17 protein-coding genes are annotated in these 18,593 nt (G+C 41.2%); 2 read left to right on the top strand and 15 right to left on the bottom strand.

Annotated elements, in window-relative coordinates:
• Positions 1-21 precede the first annotated feature (21 nt).
• The 4 genes from OIT90_RS02745 to degS form a co-directional block, all read right to left on the bottom strand.
• Positions 22-1,419 carry an ATP-dependent helicase ComFA gene (locus OIT90_RS02745; protein ID WP_143252282.1) on the bottom strand — a complete coding sequence of 466 codons (1,398 nt, stop codon included), beginning with the start codon at positions 1,417-1,419 and terminating at the stop codon, positions 22-24.
• A 120-nt stretch (positions 1,420-1,539) separates the two neighbouring features.
• Positions 1,540-2,382, bottom strand: coding sequence for a DegV family protein (locus OIT90_RS02740; protein WP_039181815.1), 843 nt, complete (start codon positions 2,380-2,382; stop codon positions 1,540-1,542).
• Positions 2,383-2,598: 216 nt separating this feature from the next.
• Positions 2,599-3,288 carry a two-component system response regulator DegU gene (degU, locus tag OIT90_RS02735; RefSeq protein ID WP_008348273.1) on the bottom strand — a complete coding sequence of 230 codons (690 nt, stop codon included), beginning with the start codon at positions 3,286-3,288 and terminating at the stop codon, positions 2,599-2,601.
• A gap of 64 nt (positions 3,289-3,352) precedes the next feature.
• The gene (gene degS / locus OIT90_RS02730) at positions 3,353-4,528 is read right to left on the bottom strand and encodes a two-component sensor histidine kinase DegS (protein WP_003213166.1); all 1,176 of its coding nucleotides are present in this window, start codon (positions 4,526-4,528) and stop codon (positions 3,353-3,355) included.
• A 221-nt stretch (positions 4,529-4,749) separates the two neighbouring features.
• Between degS and OIT90_RS02725 the strand changes: the two genes are divergently transcribed.
• Both OIT90_RS02725 and OIT90_RS02720 read left to right on the top strand, forming a co-directional pair.
• Positions 4,750-5,418 carry a YigZ family protein gene (locus OIT90_RS02725; protein WP_012011434.1) on the top strand — a complete coding sequence of 223 codons (669 nt, stop codon included), beginning with the start codon at positions 4,750-4,752 and terminating at the stop codon, positions 5,416-5,418.
• Positions 5,403-6,494, top strand: coding sequence for an LCP family protein (locus tag OIT90_RS02720; protein WP_034623744.1), 1,092 nt, complete (start codon positions 5,403-5,405; stop codon positions 6,492-6,494). Before OIT90_RS02725 ends, OIT90_RS02720 begins: the two co-directional genes overlap by 16 nt.
• Before the next feature lie 35 nt (positions 6,495-6,529).
• On the opposite strand, the gene OIT90_RS02715 is transcribed toward OIT90_RS02720, so the two are convergent.
• The 11 genes from OIT90_RS02715 to OIT90_RS02665 all read right to left on the bottom strand — a co-directional run bounded on the left by OIT90_RS02715 (position 6,530) and on the right by OIT90_RS02665 (position 18,446).
• Positions 6,530-7,597, bottom strand: a complete 1,068-nt coding sequence (locus tag OIT90_RS02715; RefSeq protein ID WP_034660156.1) for a glycosyltransferase family 4 protein — start codon at positions 7,595-7,597, stop codon at positions 6,530-6,532.
• 134 nt (positions 7,598-7,731) lie between these two features.
• Positions 7,732-8,931 carry a teichuronic acid biosynthesis protein TuaH gene (gene tuaH / locus OIT90_RS02710; RefSeq protein WP_099663648.1) on the bottom strand — a complete coding sequence of 400 codons (1,200 nt, stop codon included), beginning with the start codon at positions 8,929-8,931 and terminating at the stop codon, positions 7,732-7,734.
• Between the two features lie 17 nt (positions 8,932-8,948).
• Positions 8,949-9,704, bottom strand: a complete 756-nt coding sequence (gene tuaG, locus OIT90_RS02705; protein ID WP_144490005.1) for a teichuronic acid biosynthesis protein TuaG — start codon at positions 9,702-9,704, stop codon at positions 8,949-8,951.
• Positions 9,705-9,728: 24 nt separating this feature from the next.
• Positions 9,729-10,406 (bottom strand): teichuronic acid biosynthesis protein TuaF, encoded by a 678-nt coding sequence (tuaF, locus tag OIT90_RS02700; protein ID WP_047201880.1) that lies wholly within the window; start codon positions 10,404-10,406, stop codon positions 9,729-9,731.
• Positions 10,407-10,478: 72 nt separating this feature from the next.
• Positions 10,479-11,936 carry a teichuronic acid biosynthesis protein TuaE gene (gene tuaE, locus OIT90_RS02695; protein ID WP_106025565.1) on the bottom strand — a complete coding sequence of 486 codons (1,458 nt, stop codon included), beginning with the start codon at positions 11,934-11,936 and terminating at the stop codon, positions 10,479-10,481.
• Between the two features lie 39 nt (positions 11,937-11,975).
• Entirely contained in the window at positions 11,976-12,905 is a 930-nt protein-coding gene (locus tag OIT90_RS02690; protein WP_144494044.1) for an NAD-dependent epimerase/dehydratase family protein, read from the bottom strand.
• Between the two features lie 14 nt (positions 12,906-12,919).
• Entirely contained in the window at positions 12,920-14,257 is a 1,338-nt protein-coding gene (tuaD, locus tag OIT90_RS02685) for a UDP-glucose 6-dehydrogenase TuaD (RefSeq protein ID WP_058837530.1), read from the bottom strand.
• A 79-nt stretch (positions 14,258-14,336) separates the two neighbouring features.
• On the bottom strand, positions 14,337-15,521 hold the full coding sequence (tuaC, locus tag OIT90_RS02680) for a teichuronic acid biosynthesis protein TuaC (RefSeq protein ID WP_474892231.1): 1,185 nt from the start codon (positions 15,519-15,521) through the stop codon (positions 14,337-14,339).
• Positions 15,518-16,969: a teichuronic acid biosynthesis protein TuaB gene (tuaB, locus tag OIT90_RS02675; protein WP_474892230.1), complete on the bottom strand. Its 1,452-nt coding sequence runs from the start codon at positions 16,967-16,969 to the stop codon at positions 15,518-15,520. Before tuaB ends, tuaC begins: the two co-directional genes overlap by 4 nt.
• Positions 16,970-16,987: 18 nt before the next feature.
• A complete protein-coding gene (locus OIT90_RS02670) occupies positions 16,988-17,647 on the bottom strand; it encodes a sugar transferase (RefSeq protein WP_034281119.1) in 660 nt (219 codons plus the stop codon).
• 199 nt (positions 17,648-17,846) lie between these two features.
• Positions 17,847-18,446 (bottom strand): prolipoprotein diacylglyceryl transferase, encoded by a 600-nt coding sequence (locus OIT90_RS02665; protein WP_228280141.1) that lies wholly within the window; start codon positions 18,444-18,446, stop codon positions 17,847-17,849.
• Positions 18,447-18,593: the final 147 nt, after the last annotated feature.

Genomic DNA, 18,593 nt, shown 5'->3' with positions numbered 1-18,593 from the left:
GTGAATATAATGTACCATGATTTAGTTGAACCCACACTGTTTTTCAGAAAACTCATTTGCAGCCGTATCATTCATTTTAACGATATGCTTCTTTGCTTGTTTCATACTTCTCGTTAAACCAAAATGAAAAAGGAAAACGTCTCCTGTACAATAATCCGGGTGTCTGCCTACTCTTCCAGAAATCTGAACAAGTGCACTCTCTGTAAAAATAGTAGATTCCGAACCTAATACCCCCACTTGAACATTTGGAATGGTTACGCCTCTTTCTAGAATAGTGGTTGTAACTAGTACATCGTATACGTAATCTCTAAAGTGCTGAACCTTTTGTTTCCTATCTGGATCATCGGCAGACACTCCCTCCACGTTTAAGGAGTGTTCTCGAAGAATTTTCGTTACCTTCTTCATGGTAGCAATTGAAGGAACAAAAAGTAATACTCTTCTTTTATTTGCAATATGTCTCTGCATCCAATTCATCACTTTACGGGGCAGCTGATTCTTTTTTAATTTCTTTTTCCAATGTCCAATCCAATGAAAGGTCGGTACGGGTAATGGTTGTTTATGAAAACGCAGAGGAATTTTTATCGCTTCCAGTTTTCCACTAGAAACCTCTCTCGTCATTTTTTTAGAGGGTGTCGCACTTAAATAAATCCTAACCCCTCCGTTCTTTCTCATCGCCTTTAGAACAGCAAATTGGAGACGTTCATCCATTGAATAAGGAAAGGCATCGACTTCATCTACAATGACCACATCAAATGCATTTTTGTACCTCATCAGCTGATGGGTTGTGGCGATCACTAGCGGTGCAATCTGAAACCTTTGAGAACTGCCTCCATAAAGTACGGCTATTGTCATCCCTTGAAATGCTTTTCTAAGTCGTGGTTCGAGTTCAAGCACAACATCTGTTCTAGGGGTCGCAATACAGACACTCATTCCTTGATTTAACGCATATTCGATTCCGTGAAAAAGCACCTCCGTTTTCCCTGCCCCGCAAACCGCCCAAACAAGCAGATCAAATTTGCTTTTGATAGCTTCAATCATTTTTTCTGACGCTCTTTTTTGTCCTTTAGACAGCTCTCCCTGCCATGTTAATTCAGCTCGATATGTTTCTACTTTTTGTGGACCTGTCCATTCATAAAGAAACCCACATTCAGTTGCTTTTCCCATCATGATGCATGACCTACAGTACACACAATCCTTTTGACACACTTCACATGGAGAGTGAGCAAAGTACCGCTTGTGTGATACACCGCACCGGCAGCATGTAAAACCATTTGCTTTCCTCTCAATCGCAGGTGTTCGATTGACTAAGCCCTTCTCCTCCAGCCAATCCAATTTGTACTGTGGGCACCTTGTTTCGGCGGTGAGCAAATGGCGTGAATGCAGCTGCCGCATTAGTTCCATTGCTTTGTCCATATTCAACTTAACCAAACACCTTTCAATTGATGTTTGCCTATTATGCGCAAAGACATGACCTTTCGTCCAACGGGTAAAATAGAAAAACAAAACCCCTTTTCCATAAGAAAAGAGGTTTTTTAGGAATTATCTAATCACCCAGCCAAGAGCTAAAGAGCCTTCACCTAGATGGGTGCCGATCACGGCACCAAAGTAGCTTTTATAAAATTCAACATGAGGATATTTTTCTGATAAGTGCGCAATTAATTCTTCTGCTTCTTCTTCTCTATTACCATGTATCAGTGTTGCTCTCATCGGAACACCACGTGATGCATCTTCATCAAATAATTCAAAAATACGTGAAATGGCTTTTTTACGTGTGCGAATCTTCTCAAAAGGGACAATTAGCTTGTTGTCAAAATGCAGAATAGGCTTTACCTTTAAGAGGCTTCCAATAAAAGCCTGTGCACCATTTAATCTGCCGCCTCTTTGCAAATGAGTTAAATCGTCTACCATAAAATACGCCCGCTGACTTTCTTTCAGGTAATTTAGATGTGCTAACACTTCTTCTAAAGAAGCACCTTCTTGGATTTTTTCAGCAGCTTCTAACACATAAAAACCTTGTGCCATACAGCTTGTTTCTGTATCAAACGGGTAAATATCAATCCCTTCAACTAGATCATTCGCTGAGGCAGCACTATTATACGTTCCACTAATTCCACTTGAAAGGTGAATACTAATCACGGCGTCGTATGTTTCACTTAGTTTTTCATATAAGGCTATTAATTCACCAAAAGCAGGCTGAGAGGTTGTTGGAAGATCTTTGTGTTTTTTGATTTCTTCATAATATGTCTTCCAGTCCATTTCTATTTCTTCACGGTATGATTCACTGCCAAAGATGACGTTGAGGGGGATCATATGAATATTATATTTATCACGTAGCTCTTGTGGTAGATAAGCAGTACTGTCTGTTACAACGGCTATTTTCATTCTTAAATACCTTCCTTATTCGTTAAGTTACTCTTTTTTATTTTAAAAGAATGATCATTTTTTCATTAGATTTATAATAGTAATCAAAAAAGCCTGCCTAATCAATAGGCAAGCCCGCTATATCCGAAAAAGACTCCTTACCCTGTCTATCATTTCCCTCCAGCTAAAATGTGAGAGAACAAAAAACAGGCGAAAAAGGAGTACTTGTCCGGAACATTATCTCATTTCTACCCAGCCGTTTTTAATTGCTACAACAACAGCTTGTGTACGGTCGTTTACATTCATTTTTTGCAAAATGTTACTCACGTGGTTTTTGACTGTTTTCTCACTAATAAAGAGCGATTCACCAATTCCTCTGTTGCTCTTTCCGTCAGCTAACATTTGAAGAACTTCGCATTCACGTCTAGTTAAGATATGAAGTGGTCTGCGAATTTCAGGATATACCTCGTGCTGTGGATGTGCTGAAACGCCGCTAGTTGCTAGGCGTCGGAATTCATTTACTAAATTATGAGTGACTTTCGGATGTAAATAAGAGCCTCCGTCAGCTACAACTTTCACTGCTTCGATGAGTGTGTCTGCATCCATTTCTTTTAACAGGTAGCCTCTCGCTCCTGTTTTCAATGCATGTGTTACATAGTTTTCATCATCATGAATAGATAGAATAATGACTTTTGATTCGGGATAAAGCTCAACAAGCTGCTTTGTAGCTTCAACACCATTTACATTCGGCATATTAATGTCCATAATGACAACATCCGGATGATAGTGTTCTACGATACGTGCAGCTTCGTCACCGTCGTCTCCTTCTGCAACTACTTCAAAAGTAGGTTCAAAATCTAAAATCCGTTTGACACCTTCACGGAATAATTGGTGGTCATCAATAATTACAATATTTACTTTAGTCACAAGCTACGCCTCCCCATGTTTATTGTTCTACACCTGAACTTTATGGTCAATATGTCTTTTGACTCTATTTTACAATTTTATTTTGCAATGTTAGTGGCACGCGAATCATGATGAATGTCCCTAGACCTATTTTTGAGTCTATGGTCATTTTACCTTCCAGTAAGTCTACGCGTTCTTTCATGCCAAGTAAACCGAAGGATTTGTTTTTGTTTGTTTTCACATCTTTCATATCAAAGCCTTTTCCATCGTCTTTAATAATTAAGGTCACAAAGTCTTTCGTTACTTCTACTTTGACAGAGATTTCTTCGGCTTCTGAATGCTTTAATGAATTTGTGACAGCTTCTTGGGCTAGTCTAAACAGTGCTACTTCAAATTGAGAAGCAATTCTTTCGCTTTCTGTATCACCTAGGCATTGGAACGTAATTTTGGTTTTCCCATCATATTCTTCAATTGTGTTTAAGTATTTTCTTAGTGTTGGAATCAGACCCAAATCATCTAAAGCCATCGGTCTTAAATCATAAATGATTCTTCTTACTTCGTACAGTGCATTTCGCACATTTTGTCTGAGACTTCTAATTTCTTTAAAGCCTTCTTCTGTACCGCGGTCTCTAAAAATCCGTTCAATTAATTCGGAACGCATCATCACGTTTGCCAGCATTTGAGCAGGGCCGTCATGAATTTCCCGAGACACTCTTTTGCGTTCTTCTTCTTGGGCTTCAATAATTCTGAGCCCAAAATCTTGTTTTGCCTGAGCATCTTCAAGTAAAACGCCGACCTGGCGTAAATCCTGGTTGAGATAGTTGAGAACAACTGTAATCTGACTCACAAGGGTTTCAGAGCGTTCTATGACGTCTTGCAAGCTTAGTAATCGTCTTTCCAGATCGTCTCTTCTTTCTCTCAGCTGCTTCTCGCGCTGCTGAATCATGGTGAGTTCCACCTGCAAGTTATGTGCTTTTTCGTAGGCCTCCCGTATTTCTTCTTCGCTGAATTTGTTGAAGTTTCTGCTGACCTCAGATAAGCGATTTCTAGCATGTCTTGTATGGACTTCCAGCTTATCCCCAAAATCAATTACTTCGTTTACTTGTTGCTTGATTTGCTTCAGCTCTTCTACTAGGCTTTCATATTGTTGACGGGACTGTTCGCCTATTCTAAATACTTCGTCCTTGCTGCCATCAACTGTACTTAGCATTTTCATGATGATTGAATCCAATAATTTCGGATCCATTTTGGGTGTTGTCATGGCTTTTCCCTCCCGTAACAGTGATGTCATCTTTTTTTATTATAAATGTCATTGATCTGCATTTTATGTCGAATTATAATGAAAGAATGCGTATAAATCTTGAAGTTTTTATGACGACCCTTTTTCCGCTCCTATCATCATAACAAAATACGCTGTAAAATTCTAAAACCAATGCAAATTTTCACTAGTCTTACAATTTGCTTGTCAGGAGGGTATGTCTTTTGCTGAATCGCTATCTTACAGTAAAAAGTCGTGGCGAGCATGAGATCGTCATTGAAAAATCACGTTTTATTTGTCATATACAGCGTGCTGTCTCAGAAGAAGAAGCACAAGCATTTATACAATCCATTAAAAAACAACATTGGAATGCTACACATAACTGTTCAGCCTATCTCATTGGTGAACATGACCTCATTCAAAAAGCGAATGATGATGGTGAACCAAGTGGTACAGCAGGTGTCCCAATGCTTGAAGTGCTAAAAAAACGGAAGCTGAAAGATACAGTCGTTGTGGTCACTCGTTATTTCGGCGGTATCAAGCTAGGTGCCGGTGGATTGATTCGTGCCTACGGAAAATCTGTATCAGAAGCTATCAACCATGTTGGAATGGTAGAGCGCTGTTTAATGCGTACAATGCACACAACAATAGATTATACATGGCTTGGAAAGGTAGAGAATGAGCTTAGAGCCTCATCTTTTCAGCTAAAAGAAATCCATTATGCAGAAGATGTTATTTTTGAGACATATGTCGAAGAAACACAAACAGAGCAGTTCATTGAGTGGATGACTGAGCTGACAAATGGAAAGAGTGTTACAAAAGAAGGCGAATTGATTTATTTAGAAAAGGACATTGGTCCGATAAAGGAGACAGATGAATGGCACAACGAGTAAAAGTGCGTGTACGAAAGAAAAAGAGTAAGAAGAAGAGAATTATCAAACGTATTCTGGTCTTATTTTTGCTACTTATCATCTGCATGGGCGGATTCGCAGTATATAAAATCGTCAATACTCTTCAAGCTGCTGACAAAACATATGATGAACTAAACCGTGGAGAGAAATCGAATCTTCGTGATGCTGTCATTGATATTAAGAAAAAACCTTTCTCTGTATTATTTGTCGGAATTGAGGATTATGCCACAAAGGGTGATCATGGCCGTTCAGATTCACTCATTGTCGCAACGATTAACCCTCAAGACAAAACGATGAAAATGGTTAGTATTCCTCGTGACACACGCGTACAGCTTGCAAGTGATACAACAGGAAGTAAAGAAAAGATTAATGCAGCATTTGCTAAAGGTGGTAAAGACGAAACGATCGAAACTGTCGAACAATTCTTGCATATTCCGATTGATAAGTATGCAACCGTTGATTTCGACGGATTCAAGGATGTCATTGATGAAGTCGGCGGAATTGATATCGATGTTCCATTTGACTTCAATGAAAAAAGTGATGTTAAAAAATCGAAAAAGATTTACTTCAAAAAAGGCAATATGCATTTAAACGGGGAAGAAGCACTTGCTTACGCACGGATGAGAAAACAAGATCCACGCGGTGATTTCGGACGTAACGATCGTCAGAAACAAATTTTACGTGCAATGATTGATCAAATGGCGAAGCCAAATAACATTGCGAACGTCGATAACATCGCTAAAGAGGTCAGTGATCACATTACGACCAATTTCCGTATCACAGAAGGTCTTGCGCTTCAGCAAATCTACAGCGGATTTAAAGGAGACGACACAGAAACACTTTCTATTAAGGGATCAGACCTTTATTTAGGGCCAAATCGCACGTATTACTTTGAGCCAGATCCGACCAATTTAGCTAACGTCCAAAATGAATTACGGACGCATTTAAAGCTTCCTACTGAATCTTCAACTGAAACAGATTCACAAACCAATCCATCCTCTGGTGAAACAGGGTCAAGTGATACAACTAACTCATCGACCAGCACACCTGGACAATAATAAAAACAGCCCAGTTCCTAGGAACGGGCTGTTTTTTACTGCCTTTTGACCATTCGTTTATAAAATTTCGTAAATGGTTTAAATTCTTCATTCACTAAGCCTGTGACTTCTGCAATCACTTGCATGAACATGACCAGTAAAAAGATAATAATCAGTGATAACCAAATGGTGGCGCTTGTCAGCAAAATTGCACTTAGACTAAAGACTAATCCAATCATATAAATCACGATGACAGCCATGCGATGGGACAAGCCAAAGGCCATCAGTCTATGGTGAATATGAGATTTGTCGGGTGCTGAGATCGGCTGTTTGTTTAATATTCGCCTAATAATGGCAAAGGTGGTATCGAAAATAGGGACACCTAAGATGATCACTGGAACAACAACACTAAACAAAGTGACACTTTTGTATAGCCCTAATAGTGACAGTACCGAAATCATATAGCCTAAAAAAAGCGAACCGGTGTCACCCATAAAAATTTTCGCCGGATGAAAGTTGTAAAAAAGAAAGCCGATGGTACTACCAATGACAACAAGGGATAAAGAAAGAATCAAAATTTTATCAGCTGAAAATGCCATCACGGCAATGGTTGATAAACCGATGACAGAAATACCGGCAGCCAGTCCATCAAGGCCGTCAATTAAATTAATGGCATTTGTGATTCCGACAATCCATAACACGGTTAGGGGATATGCCATCCAGCCTAACTCAATTCGATCTGTTAAGAAAGGAACAGAGAAAAAGTCCATTTTTAAGCCTGTGCTTACAATCAGACAAGCAACAAGAACTTGTACGAGAAATTTGAATTTTGCACTTAAATTATATTTATCATCAAATATACCTAGAATGACGATAAGTACGGCACCAACTGAAATTGCTGTAATTTTATTATGTAGAAACAGCCCGCCTGCTAATGCTCCAGCCGCTACCCCAATAAAAATTGCCAAACCGCCCATTCGAGGCATTACTTTATCATGAACTTTTCGTTTATTCGGCTGGTCCACTGCACCAATCTTAATTGCAAACTTTTTGACGATTGGTGTCACAATTAAAACTGTAGCCAGAGAGACAAAAAACGCTAATAAGGCGCGTTCGTAATCCATAGGTCAGTCTCCTTCTAAATTGAAATCTGTATTTTGTATATTGGCCGCTCTTTCCATTATACAATTGAATAGAGGATGATCACAAGCTTCCCCTGTGAAGAAGAAACAAATAAAAACGCACAATCCCTGATGAATTATGCGTTTTCTTTAATATTCGTTAGTTCCACCATGTTTGTGAACAGCGCGTGCCAATCTTTTTTCTTCGCACGGCTTTGTCTTAGATGTCTATAATCCATATCGTCTTTTTTGCTGATCACTTTTTGGCAGGCTTCTACGAAGAGTGCAGGATCTTCGCCCTCTAAATATTCATACACATCATTCTCTTTTAGCCTTTCCGTTGACGGAAGATTTAAACCGACAACCGGTATTCCTGCGGCTAAAAATTCATATAGCTTGAGCGGGAACACGGCTTGATTGTAAGGAGATTGTTTGTATGGCATCATGCCTACATCAATCAGCTTCATATACGCAGGCACTTCTTCTGGTGCAACAGCACCTGTCCAAATCACATTTGGCAGTTTAAGTGCATGCTGAAAAGATGGATCACCATTTGTTCCATCCGGACCGACAAATAAAAATGTCCAATCAGGCTGCATGCGGGCAGCTTCTGCTATCATGTCAAAATCCAGCTTCGGCTTGATGCCTCCAATAAAACCAAGAACAGTTCCTTCTCTTCCTCCCAGCACATCCTCCTTACATGGAAGATTGCTTTTGGCAAACACATCGTACTCAACGCCATTTTCCACTGTAAAGACATCTTTCGGTTCACCCATGAGACGTTTTTTAATTTGATCGTGCAAGTATTGAGAAGAGCATGTAATGCTGTGTGCGTATTTGATGATTCGATTTTCTGCTTTCACAATGACACGCTGCCTCATATAAGAAAGCAAATTATTTTTGCCGCTTATCGGCTCTCCCCACAGGTCACTGCAGTCATAGACAATATGTTTCCATTCAAATAAAGAAGATAAGAGCGGAAAGCCCGGAAACGTATACCATAAGCAAACAGCGATTCCCTTCTTTTCCTCCTGCCGTAAATGCTCAAGAAGTGGGGACAATTTATGAATATAGAACATGTCTTGATATCGGCCAAAGCGAAAAAATTTGTTCTTAAGCACATCAGGAATGGTCAATTGCTTCATTCGATCGGTTATGGGCTGAAAGGGAGCTTTATGACGGGATGCAGATGGGCATACCCAGATGACCTCTTTCGTTTCTGGATCAGATGCTAGAAATTCCGCCAGTCGATGCCGTCTGTACCTCAAGCCGTCCTGTCCCCATTCTCCCGTCGCTACGATAACATGTATGATCGAGTCTGCTTTCACCTTTATCACCTTTTTTCCCTTCTGTTTTATAAGCGCTTCTTCACAGCATTTGTCGCATAGTGTATAAAACACCAAGATGCTTTGACAAAATGAAGCTGCTCAATTTCTCTGTAGACGAACCACGTTTTTTTCGCTGCTTTCCACTTGTTACTAGAGATCGAGTTCCCAACGATGCGGTATTCACTGAGCGGTTCACTCATACCATAGGCTGTAAATCCTCTTTTTAATATGGACAGCCACGTTGCTAAATCCTGTCTTGTGCGGATGTTCGGCATTTCTATATGTCCGATCTTCTGTACATCAAGCATCACCGTTAAACAGCCGATAATGGTATTTTTCAAAGCTTCATCATAAGTTAATCTTGCTGGTGCAGTGACGGTTTTTTCTAATGGTTCTCCATTTTCTGCGATAATATCATATGCCGTGAATGTAAAGGCATAATCGTTTGTCAGCATGAAGTCTACCTGCTTTTCGAGCTTCATCTCTTTCCACTTATCATCGCTGTCTAAAAAAGCAATAAAGCGGCCTTTTGCCTTTTTGATGGCTGTATTTCTAGCGATGGCGGCTCCCCCATTTTTCTCTAAATAAATGACGTTGATTCTGTCGTCTGCTTCACTTAAGTCCCCAAGCAGCTTCCTTGTTCCATCTGTTGAACAATCATCTGCGATGATCAGTTCCCAATTGGAATAAGTTTGGGCAAGGACGGAATGAACTGTATCCGTTAAATAACGTTCCGCATTATAGGCCGGTGTAATGATTGATACTAACGGTTGATTGTTCACCTAAGACTCATCTCCAGTTCATCATTAAGATTCTTTGAACACTTCGGGCAAGACCACAAACATGAGCGAGATACTAAAGCCAATGACAAGTCCAAGCAGTGCACGTTTTTTCGCTGACATGCCTTTATTGCCTTCATCAAGAACTTGAGCAGGATCCACAATCTTCGCCTGCTTCATTCCAAGCTTTGTAGACTCCAATTCATATAGGAATCGTTCTTTATCTACTTTGGAATCGTTGCTGACAGATTCGTCTTTTAAAGCAGATAATCTACTTTCAATCACCTGCTGCCTTTTTGTAAATAATGCTTTGTCTTGCTTCAGAAATGTATCTGACACCTGCTTCACGACAGCTAAAGCATGATCCTTCTCAGCATCTGTGAAGGACAGCTGTAATTGTGTATCTGATTGATTGGTGAGGATGAGGCGGCTTTTCACATCCTGCCTTTCTTCTTCTTTGATGTCACTGAGTGCTTCATTCAAAAATGCATCGCTTTTTAATAGAGATGTCACTTCAGCTATATTGTTATACACTCCGTCATCATATTTACCAAGCGTGAGAGTAACAGCAGCTGTGTAACTAGACTGCTGCGTTGTTCCTTTGGCAAAAAAGAATCCAAAAGCGCCTAATACGACAGGCAGCAGCACAAGCCATACGATATACTTTTTGATTCGCTTCCCTATTCTAGATATGAAACCAGACATGTTCATTCTCCCAACATTGACGTATTTGCTTTTTCACTAGTGTAGCCATACCAGCGCAGCATCACACACGGTTTACCAAGTCTTAAAACGCTGTTTGTTTTTCAACATATTCACCGCTGCGATCACGAGTCCTAAAAAGACCCAGTGGAAATATAAATTCGAGACAGAACTAGGACTGATACTTGAAACGAGAAAGCTCAGCATGGCAGCGAACAAACCTTCAATGATCATTTTTGCTGATCTTGTGTCAGCCCATTGATATTGTTTATACAGCGTGAACATGAGATAAGCGTAGACGGAGATATAGCCCAGCATGACCGCAAATCCAAAGTTCGTCATCACTTCCAGCAGCCAATTGTGCACTTCAACCACTTGATCTGTATCAAAGATTGAAAAGTGGGCTAAGTAGTAAGACACATTCCCCGCTCCGACACCAAATCCGTATGAATCCGTAAAGAAATGCCATGCATTTTTGATCAAATTCGCTCTCGCAATGTTGGATGGGAGTGGTTCACTAAAAGAATGCGCGACCTGAGAAGCGAGAAACAAGTCATAAAAGACTGAATAAATCTTGGCTGAAAAAACAACGATACAGATGACACCAAGTCCGCCTGCTGCGATGAGTGACCACTTTCTGAGAAAGCGCGGCATGAGCAGCCACACATAGATGGCGACTCCTGCAAATATGCCAAGCAGGCTCGCGCGGGATTCTGTTAACAAAATGAGATACAGTGCTGCAATGGCGCCAAATAATCCAAATGCTTTGATATAACCATTTTTCATTTGTCGCATACACGCTAAATATAAGAAAAAGCTAATCGATAAAAACGTCGCAAAATCATTTTGATTAAAAAAGACAGCTGTAGGATAGTGCTGTTTATACGCCGGCCCAAGATATAATGAAGTATTCGGTAAATGGTTCAAAGTAAAGTGATTATAAAACCCTATCCCCATGACAAATACAGTCATGACGAGCCAAATGCTATAAAAGGTGACCACTTGATCCATTCGCTGGATGTACATGACCACAAGAAAGACAAACCCCATCCCCATCGCAAGCAGGGACATATATTTGAGACCGTCTGTCACCGAATGAGCCCACAGCAGTGAGATGAGCCCATAAAGAAACCATGCAGCGAAAAAACCAAGAATCCCTTTTACACGAATCTGCTGCCACTGCGATATGTACGTCCCCTTATCTCTCATCCGCCATATGAATATAGCAAAAGCAGCAATGAGCATAATACGGTAGAGAAAAAGACTAAAGAACCCAGCACTAATTGAAAAGAAAGCGTTGTTGAGAAAGGTCAATGCAATTAAAAGATAAATGGCTGACATGAACACTTGCTCACCGTTCATGTATAGCTTCATTAACACGAGAAAAGCCGTCAGGATCAAAAGCAGGACCGGAATGGCGACGATCTTTTTTAACCCGATGGGCTGCGCAAACGCCATTTGTACAAGTCCTAGCCCTGCTGCAAATAATATACATCCGATCATGATTTGCCATGCTGTTTGTTTCACGCTCATACCCATTTTCCTCCTAAGCAACCCATCCGATTTGAGGGATTAAGCCTTGACTTCCTGTTTATAGTAGGAAATGGTACGAGCCAAACCTTCCTGTAAACTCACAACAGGCTCCCAAGCTAAGACTTGTTTCGTTTCCTCATTTGCTAATGTACTATGCACGATATCTCCTGCACGCTGCGGCTTGTAAATCGGTTCAAGCTGTGATCTCGTTACCCGTTTCATCGTTTGAAACAGTTCATTCACAGTGATGGAATGACCACACGAAATATTTAAACAAACGTTTGATTGGGCTGTTAATGCCGCAACATTCGCTGCTGCTAGATCACCCACATAGATAAAGTCCCTTGTTTGTTCCCCATCTCCAAAGATAAAAGGGGCCTCATCCTTTGCAAACTTATCAGAGAAAATAGAGACAACACCACCTTCGCCAAGTGCGTCTTGGCGCGGACCATATACATTGCTGTACCTGAGAATACAATAGTCCACATCATAAAGTGATTTTGCCATTTCTAAATACCGCTCTACTGTCAGTTTTGCTAAGCCATAAGGTGAACCAGGCTTCAGCCGGTGAGCGGTGTCTACTGGCAGATACACCGGGTCTCCATAGACAGCTGCTGATGAGGCAAAGATGACTTTTTCCACCCCTGCTTCAGCCGCAGCTTTCATGACGTGCAGAGATCCTTTGATATTGACCTCTTCGTCAAAAACGAAATCCTGAACGGAAATGGCTACACTTACTTGTGCTGCAAGATGAATGATATAATCCGGTGCGATTTGTTTGATCAAATCAATCGTCGCTGGCTTTGTGACATCTGCCTCTATGCATTGCACGGAAAGATGGGCAATATTTTCTCGAGATCCAGTTGAAAAGTTATCAAGAATGATGGGCTCATAGCCTTTTTCTAGTAAAGCCTCTACCGTATGTGATCCAATAAATCCGCTTCCCCCAGTAACCAATACTTTCTTCATCCAAGCTCCCCCTGTTATTGTGCCTTCGATACCAATTCTGCTTCCCATACACTTGGGCGGCCGATAGACTGGTAAATAAATCCTCTCTCTTTCATTTCTGCTGGATCAAACAAATTCCTTCCATCAATTACAATTGGCGAACGAAGCAGCTGCTTGATCTGGTCTTTATCCATCTTCTGTACGTCATCCCATTCTGTTAGGATGAGACAGGCATCGGTATCTTTTACTGTTTCATACAGGTCATTGCTGAAAACCGCCTGCGGACCAAGCTCCCGCTCAGCTTCCATATAAGCAATCGGATCATAGGCTTTTACAAAAGCACCTAGCTCTCTCAGCATTGGGATAATATCTAATGCAGGTGCGGAACGCATATCATTCGTATTCGGTTTGAATGCAAGGCCTAAGACAGAAATGGTTTTTCCTTTAATATCACCGAACACACTCATCAGTTTGCTGACAAGGTGGGCTCTTTGGTTGTTGTTCGTTTCAATGACAGATTCGATCAGCTTGAACCGGTACCCGGATGTTTCGGCAATTTTGAGAAGAGCCATCGTGTCTTTAGGGAAACAAGAACCCCCAAATCCAATGCCTGCTTTTAAAAATTTATGCCCGATGCGGCTGTCTAATCCAACTCCTTCACTGACTTTTTCAACGTCAGCGCCTACCCTTTCGCAAATATTTGCAATGTCATTAATGAAAGAGATTTTTGTGGCAAGCATGGCATTTGCAGCATACTTAATCATTTCAGCACTTTCTAAGTTGGTCTCCACAACTTCTGTTTGAAACGGATCATGCAGCCTTTTGATGATGGTGGAAGCATGAGTGCTTGTTGAACCAATGACCGCCCGCTCCATATTCATCGTGTCTTGAATTGCAGAGCCTTCTCGGAGAAACTCTGGATTGGATACGACGTCAAAGGGATATTTGCTGCGCGATGCCTTTTCCACAATGGCTTGAACGAGACGGCCTGTTCCAACGGGCACTGTGCTTTTATTGACGATGATTTTATAGCCATTCAGGTGTTCACCGATCGTTTGAGCGACGGCTTTCACATACGTTAAATCTGCTTCCCCTTGTGGTGTCATCGGTGTCCCTACAGCAATATAGATAATCTCTGATTCCCTAATAGCGGCAGGAATATTCGTTGTAAAAAACAGTCTTCCTTCTTCTGTATTCTTTTCAATCAATTCCTTTAAACCTGGTTCATAAATGGGAACGACACCACTTTTTAAGCTGTTGATTTTTGATTCATCGATGTCACAGCAGATGACACGATTTCCGATATCAGCAAAACAAGTACCCGATACTAACCCGACATACCCTGTTCCAATCACAGCAATTTTCTTCAACATTTTTCATCCTCTCAGTAAAAGCATATTGTCCGTTCCAAGCTGTTTATCTATCTATCATTCTTTGCACATTTCATCTTGTTTAAACGATGGATGTTGATTGATTGAACACCTTCTCATATTGCTGAATGAGATGCTTCGCATTATGTTCTGATGAATATTCTGTATGAACCATTTCATGGAGATCGCTTTTCACTTGCTCATTCCATCTGTTTTCATAAAGGCAGGCGTGAATCGCCTCTTTCAACTGACTCGTCGAACGTGGTTCAACGAGCAGGTGTTGATAGGTTGAAAATAAGGATGGGAGACCGCCAACCCGTGTTGCAATGACAGGTACTTTTAAAGCGAGCGCTTCTAGTACGACGGTTGGCATTCCTTCACTGTAGGACGGGAGTGCAAACAGATCAGCTGCCATTAAGTAGTCTCTCACCTGCTCATTCGGCACCTGCCCTGGGAGTATAATAGATGCTCCCGCCCGTTCCGTGAGCTCCTTTGCAAGGGGGCCTTTTCCGACAAAGACTGCTTTCACACCCTCCATGCTGCTGACAGCATCAGCTAATTCAAGCAAGCCCTTCTCTTTCACTAAACGCCCGACGAAAACAACGAGCTTATCTTGAAGCGGTAAACCTAAGTGCTTTCTGATGCCTTTTTGATCTTCATCCGTTCTGGAAAATGATTGGAGCGGAATACCAAGCGGAAGACATTTTGCTTCTACCTTCGTCATATCATTTGTCTTTTTAGCGAGCTCCTCACTCACTGTCAGAACAACAGATGCCTGCTTCACCGCCGTTTCAAAGGCTGCCTGTGCCCCTTTGCTATAGCTCGGATATACGTTCACATCACTGCCGTGTAAGGTCAGAAGATAAGGGATTTGCGTTTCTTTCTGAATGACAGCCGCCGCTCCGCCAGACGGCATGGCAAAATGCGCATGGATGAAATCTGGTGACAGCTGATGATGCTGCATTGCCCGGAGAACAGAAGCCGCTATTCGTTTACTCGGCTGTGCCCATTTCAGCTGTCCAGGGAGCGCTCGATAAGACGGTCTGTAAACCTTCACTCCGTTCCGCACTTCCTGTTCAGGCAGCTCTTTTTTCTGCCGATAGGATGACTTGAGCATCCGTAAAACCGGCGGATTCACTGGATTAGGACAAATGACAGTCACTTCTATTCCTTGTTTGAGCAGCTCCTGGACTTGCGTTTCATGAAATACGCCCTCACTTGGATGTTTTTCACTAGGATATACACTTGTGAGCCATAGTACCTTCATGACGAACGACCTCTTCTCAATAATTTGCCTGCAGCCTGCGGATACATTTTGATGAGCAGCAAGCCATACAATGCAGCACTGACACAAACAGTCAGAAGTAATTGAAATGAAATATCTGCTGATGTCAGCTTCATCCCTTGATGTAAAGCTACCGCACAGACAGCCATGAGCAGCGTCATGACAGCGGGCTTTCCAAGTGATTTTAAATACACCTTCATATCAAGCTGAATGACATATGCCATGAGCCATCTGCCGACAATAAAGTTGAGCAGGCTGACACCTGAGTAAATCCAAGCTACTGTAAGCAGACTGCCTGTCATGACACCTGCATATAATGCGCAGCCATACACGATGAGCATCCCCGTATCCCAATAAAAGGCTAAGTCCGCTCTCCCTTTTGCAAGAAGTATGGAACCGTTTGGATTCATCAGCACACGCAGCAGGCCGACAATGCACAATATATTTAAAACCGGAACCGCTACTAGCCATTTCTCTCCAAACACGACTTCTATAAAACTGTCTGATACGGCAACAAGGCCGATTAATAATGGAAAACTAACCAATGCGAGCATATTCGTCATACTTAGGAAGCCCTCACGCAGCATGGAGTGATCACGTTGACTTTTTGCGAAAACTGGGAAAGCCACTCTCGTCACAATCGGATTTAGCTTCAGTACGGGTATCGTCACAATTTGATACGCCAAGCTGTAAATACCTAACGCCTCCGCTCCAAGAAATCGGCCGATTAAAATCATGTCGATGTTTGATCCTGCTCGGTTGACCAGTCTTGATGCGAGCTGGAATGCACCGAATGAGAAAAATTCTTTCACCTCTCCTAATGCAAAAACAGGTGCTGGACGCCACTTCTTCCAATAAGCCGCTGCATACATGAGACCTTTTCCTGATTGCAGCAACACTTGAGAAATGACATAGGCGATAATCGGATTCATGAAGAAGGCGAAAACGAGTAAAACGAGCAGCGATATGATGGTCGCAATGGTTTCAATAGTGCTTAATGTTTTAAAGGCTAAGTCTTTTTGCATCATATACTGGTACTGCTGGCCAATCGGTGCGATTAGAAACATGATCGATAATAGCTTGAGCAGACCCTCTAGCTCTGGCCGGTTATAAAAAGCGGCTATCATTGGGCTTAGCAGGATGAGCAGACAAAACAAGATAATCCCTGTGAGCAAGTTGATCCAATATAATGTAGATAATTGACGTTCTGTCGTTTGTTCCTTTTGAATGATCGCTGCCCCAATTCCTAGATCAAGTAAAATTTGCATAAATATTGTGACAGTTGTGATCATGCCAACGAGTCCAAACTCCTTGAGTGACATCACATTCCCTAAAAAGGCGAACTGTGCAATTTGGATAATGGTGATGATCAATGCGGACAAGCTTGTCCATTTTGCCCCGCCTAGCATGCGTTTTTTCATACTTGCCATTTCTCTTCCCTACTTTACTTATCTGGCTCCGTCACCAGTCATGATGACTTTTAACGTTTTTACCATAATCTTCGTGTCGAGAGAAAATGTCAAGTTTTGAATATACTGTAAGTCATGTGTTAATTTTTCACTTGGACTCATTTCATATCCGCCATTTACTTGAGCAAGACCTGTCAGCCCCGGCTTTACTGCCAATCTTTTTGTGAAGCCTGGAATCGTCCGATTAAATTCTGCGGTAAACATCGGTCTTTCCGGACGAGGACCTACGATACTCATTTCTCCTTTTAACACGTTGATAAATTGCGGAAGTTCATCAATTCTTGTTTTACGAATGAATGCCCCCACTTTGGTGATACGCGGGTCATTTTTTTGAGCCCATTTCGCCCCTCCACTTTCTGCGTCAGTTCTCATCGATCTGAGCTTCCATAATTTAAAGTAAACACCGTCTTTCCCCACCCTTTCCTGCATATAAAAGGCTGGCCCTGGTGTTTCCAGCTTAATCAAAAGAGCAAACAGCAAAATGATTGGCGTACTCAACATCAATCCGATGAACGAGAACATTAAATCTATGAAACGTTTTGCAAATAAATAACGAACCATATGTTCTGTTAAGGCAAAAGAGTGATTTCGTCTCACTTCATATTCTCTGTAAAGGTTCATCGCTTTCTCTGCACTCACTGACCTGCACCTCACCATTCAAAGTAGTTGTTGTGTAAAGAGATGTTCTATGAAAGTCAGTTTAGCAGAGCAACATTAAGCAAATGTAAATGCGCTGTTAAGTCTTGTAAAACTGTGTTAAGAATGTGCACTTATATCAAGTTATGCCCTTTTCAACGTAAAAAAGACCCGCAATTCTGCGGGTCTCCGGGTCTTTTCTTTATTTTGCTTTTACAGATTCGATCGTTTTCAATCGAAGTGTTCCATTTGCATCTTTTGTATAGGTTACTTTTACTTTTGATTCTTCTTTTAAGCTGTTCACTTGTTTAGAAAAGGTATTTCCGAATTGAATCGCTACTTCTTTTCCATCAATGTTGACAGCAATTGTATGTCCATCAGCCAAACCGACATATGTGCCTTCTTTGGTGACTTCATTTTTCTTACTAGTTGTTGATTCTTTCTTTGTTTTAGAGTCAGATTTTGAGTCAGTTTTTGATTGGTCTTTAGCAGGTTCTTCTTTTGTAATTTCTTTGCTTGAGCTGTCTTTTGCTTCTTCATCAGATTGACCTGCTGGTTCTTCTGTTTGAGCAGCTGTTTCTTTGCTTTGATCATCTGATTTTTCATTTTTTGATGATTGATCATCTTCTGATTTTTCGTCTGCAGCCTTATCTTTGTTTTGATCGGTTGCTTCAGTTGTTTCTTTTTGACTGTCATCCTTTTTGTTATCGCTTGATTGATTTGTTGTGCCGCACGCTGTGAGCAATACTCCTAGAAGCAATACTAGAAACGGCATTGTGATTAATTTTTTCAAGATCGTCACCTCTTCATGATTTGTCGGTTTGCTGAAGATTTATGCGTAAACCATTCACCTTCTATGTTTCAATTATAACAAACATAGCCAAAAATGAAATGTATTTTTAACTTGACAATGTTTCTTCGTGGACTTTTAAAAAAAGGCTGCCGAGTT

This window comes from Bacillus sp. ABR (genome assembly GCF_056172715.1).
The sequence above is the reverse complement of the archived record's forward strand: the minus strand, read 5'-3'. Positions and strand labels throughout refer to the sequence as shown.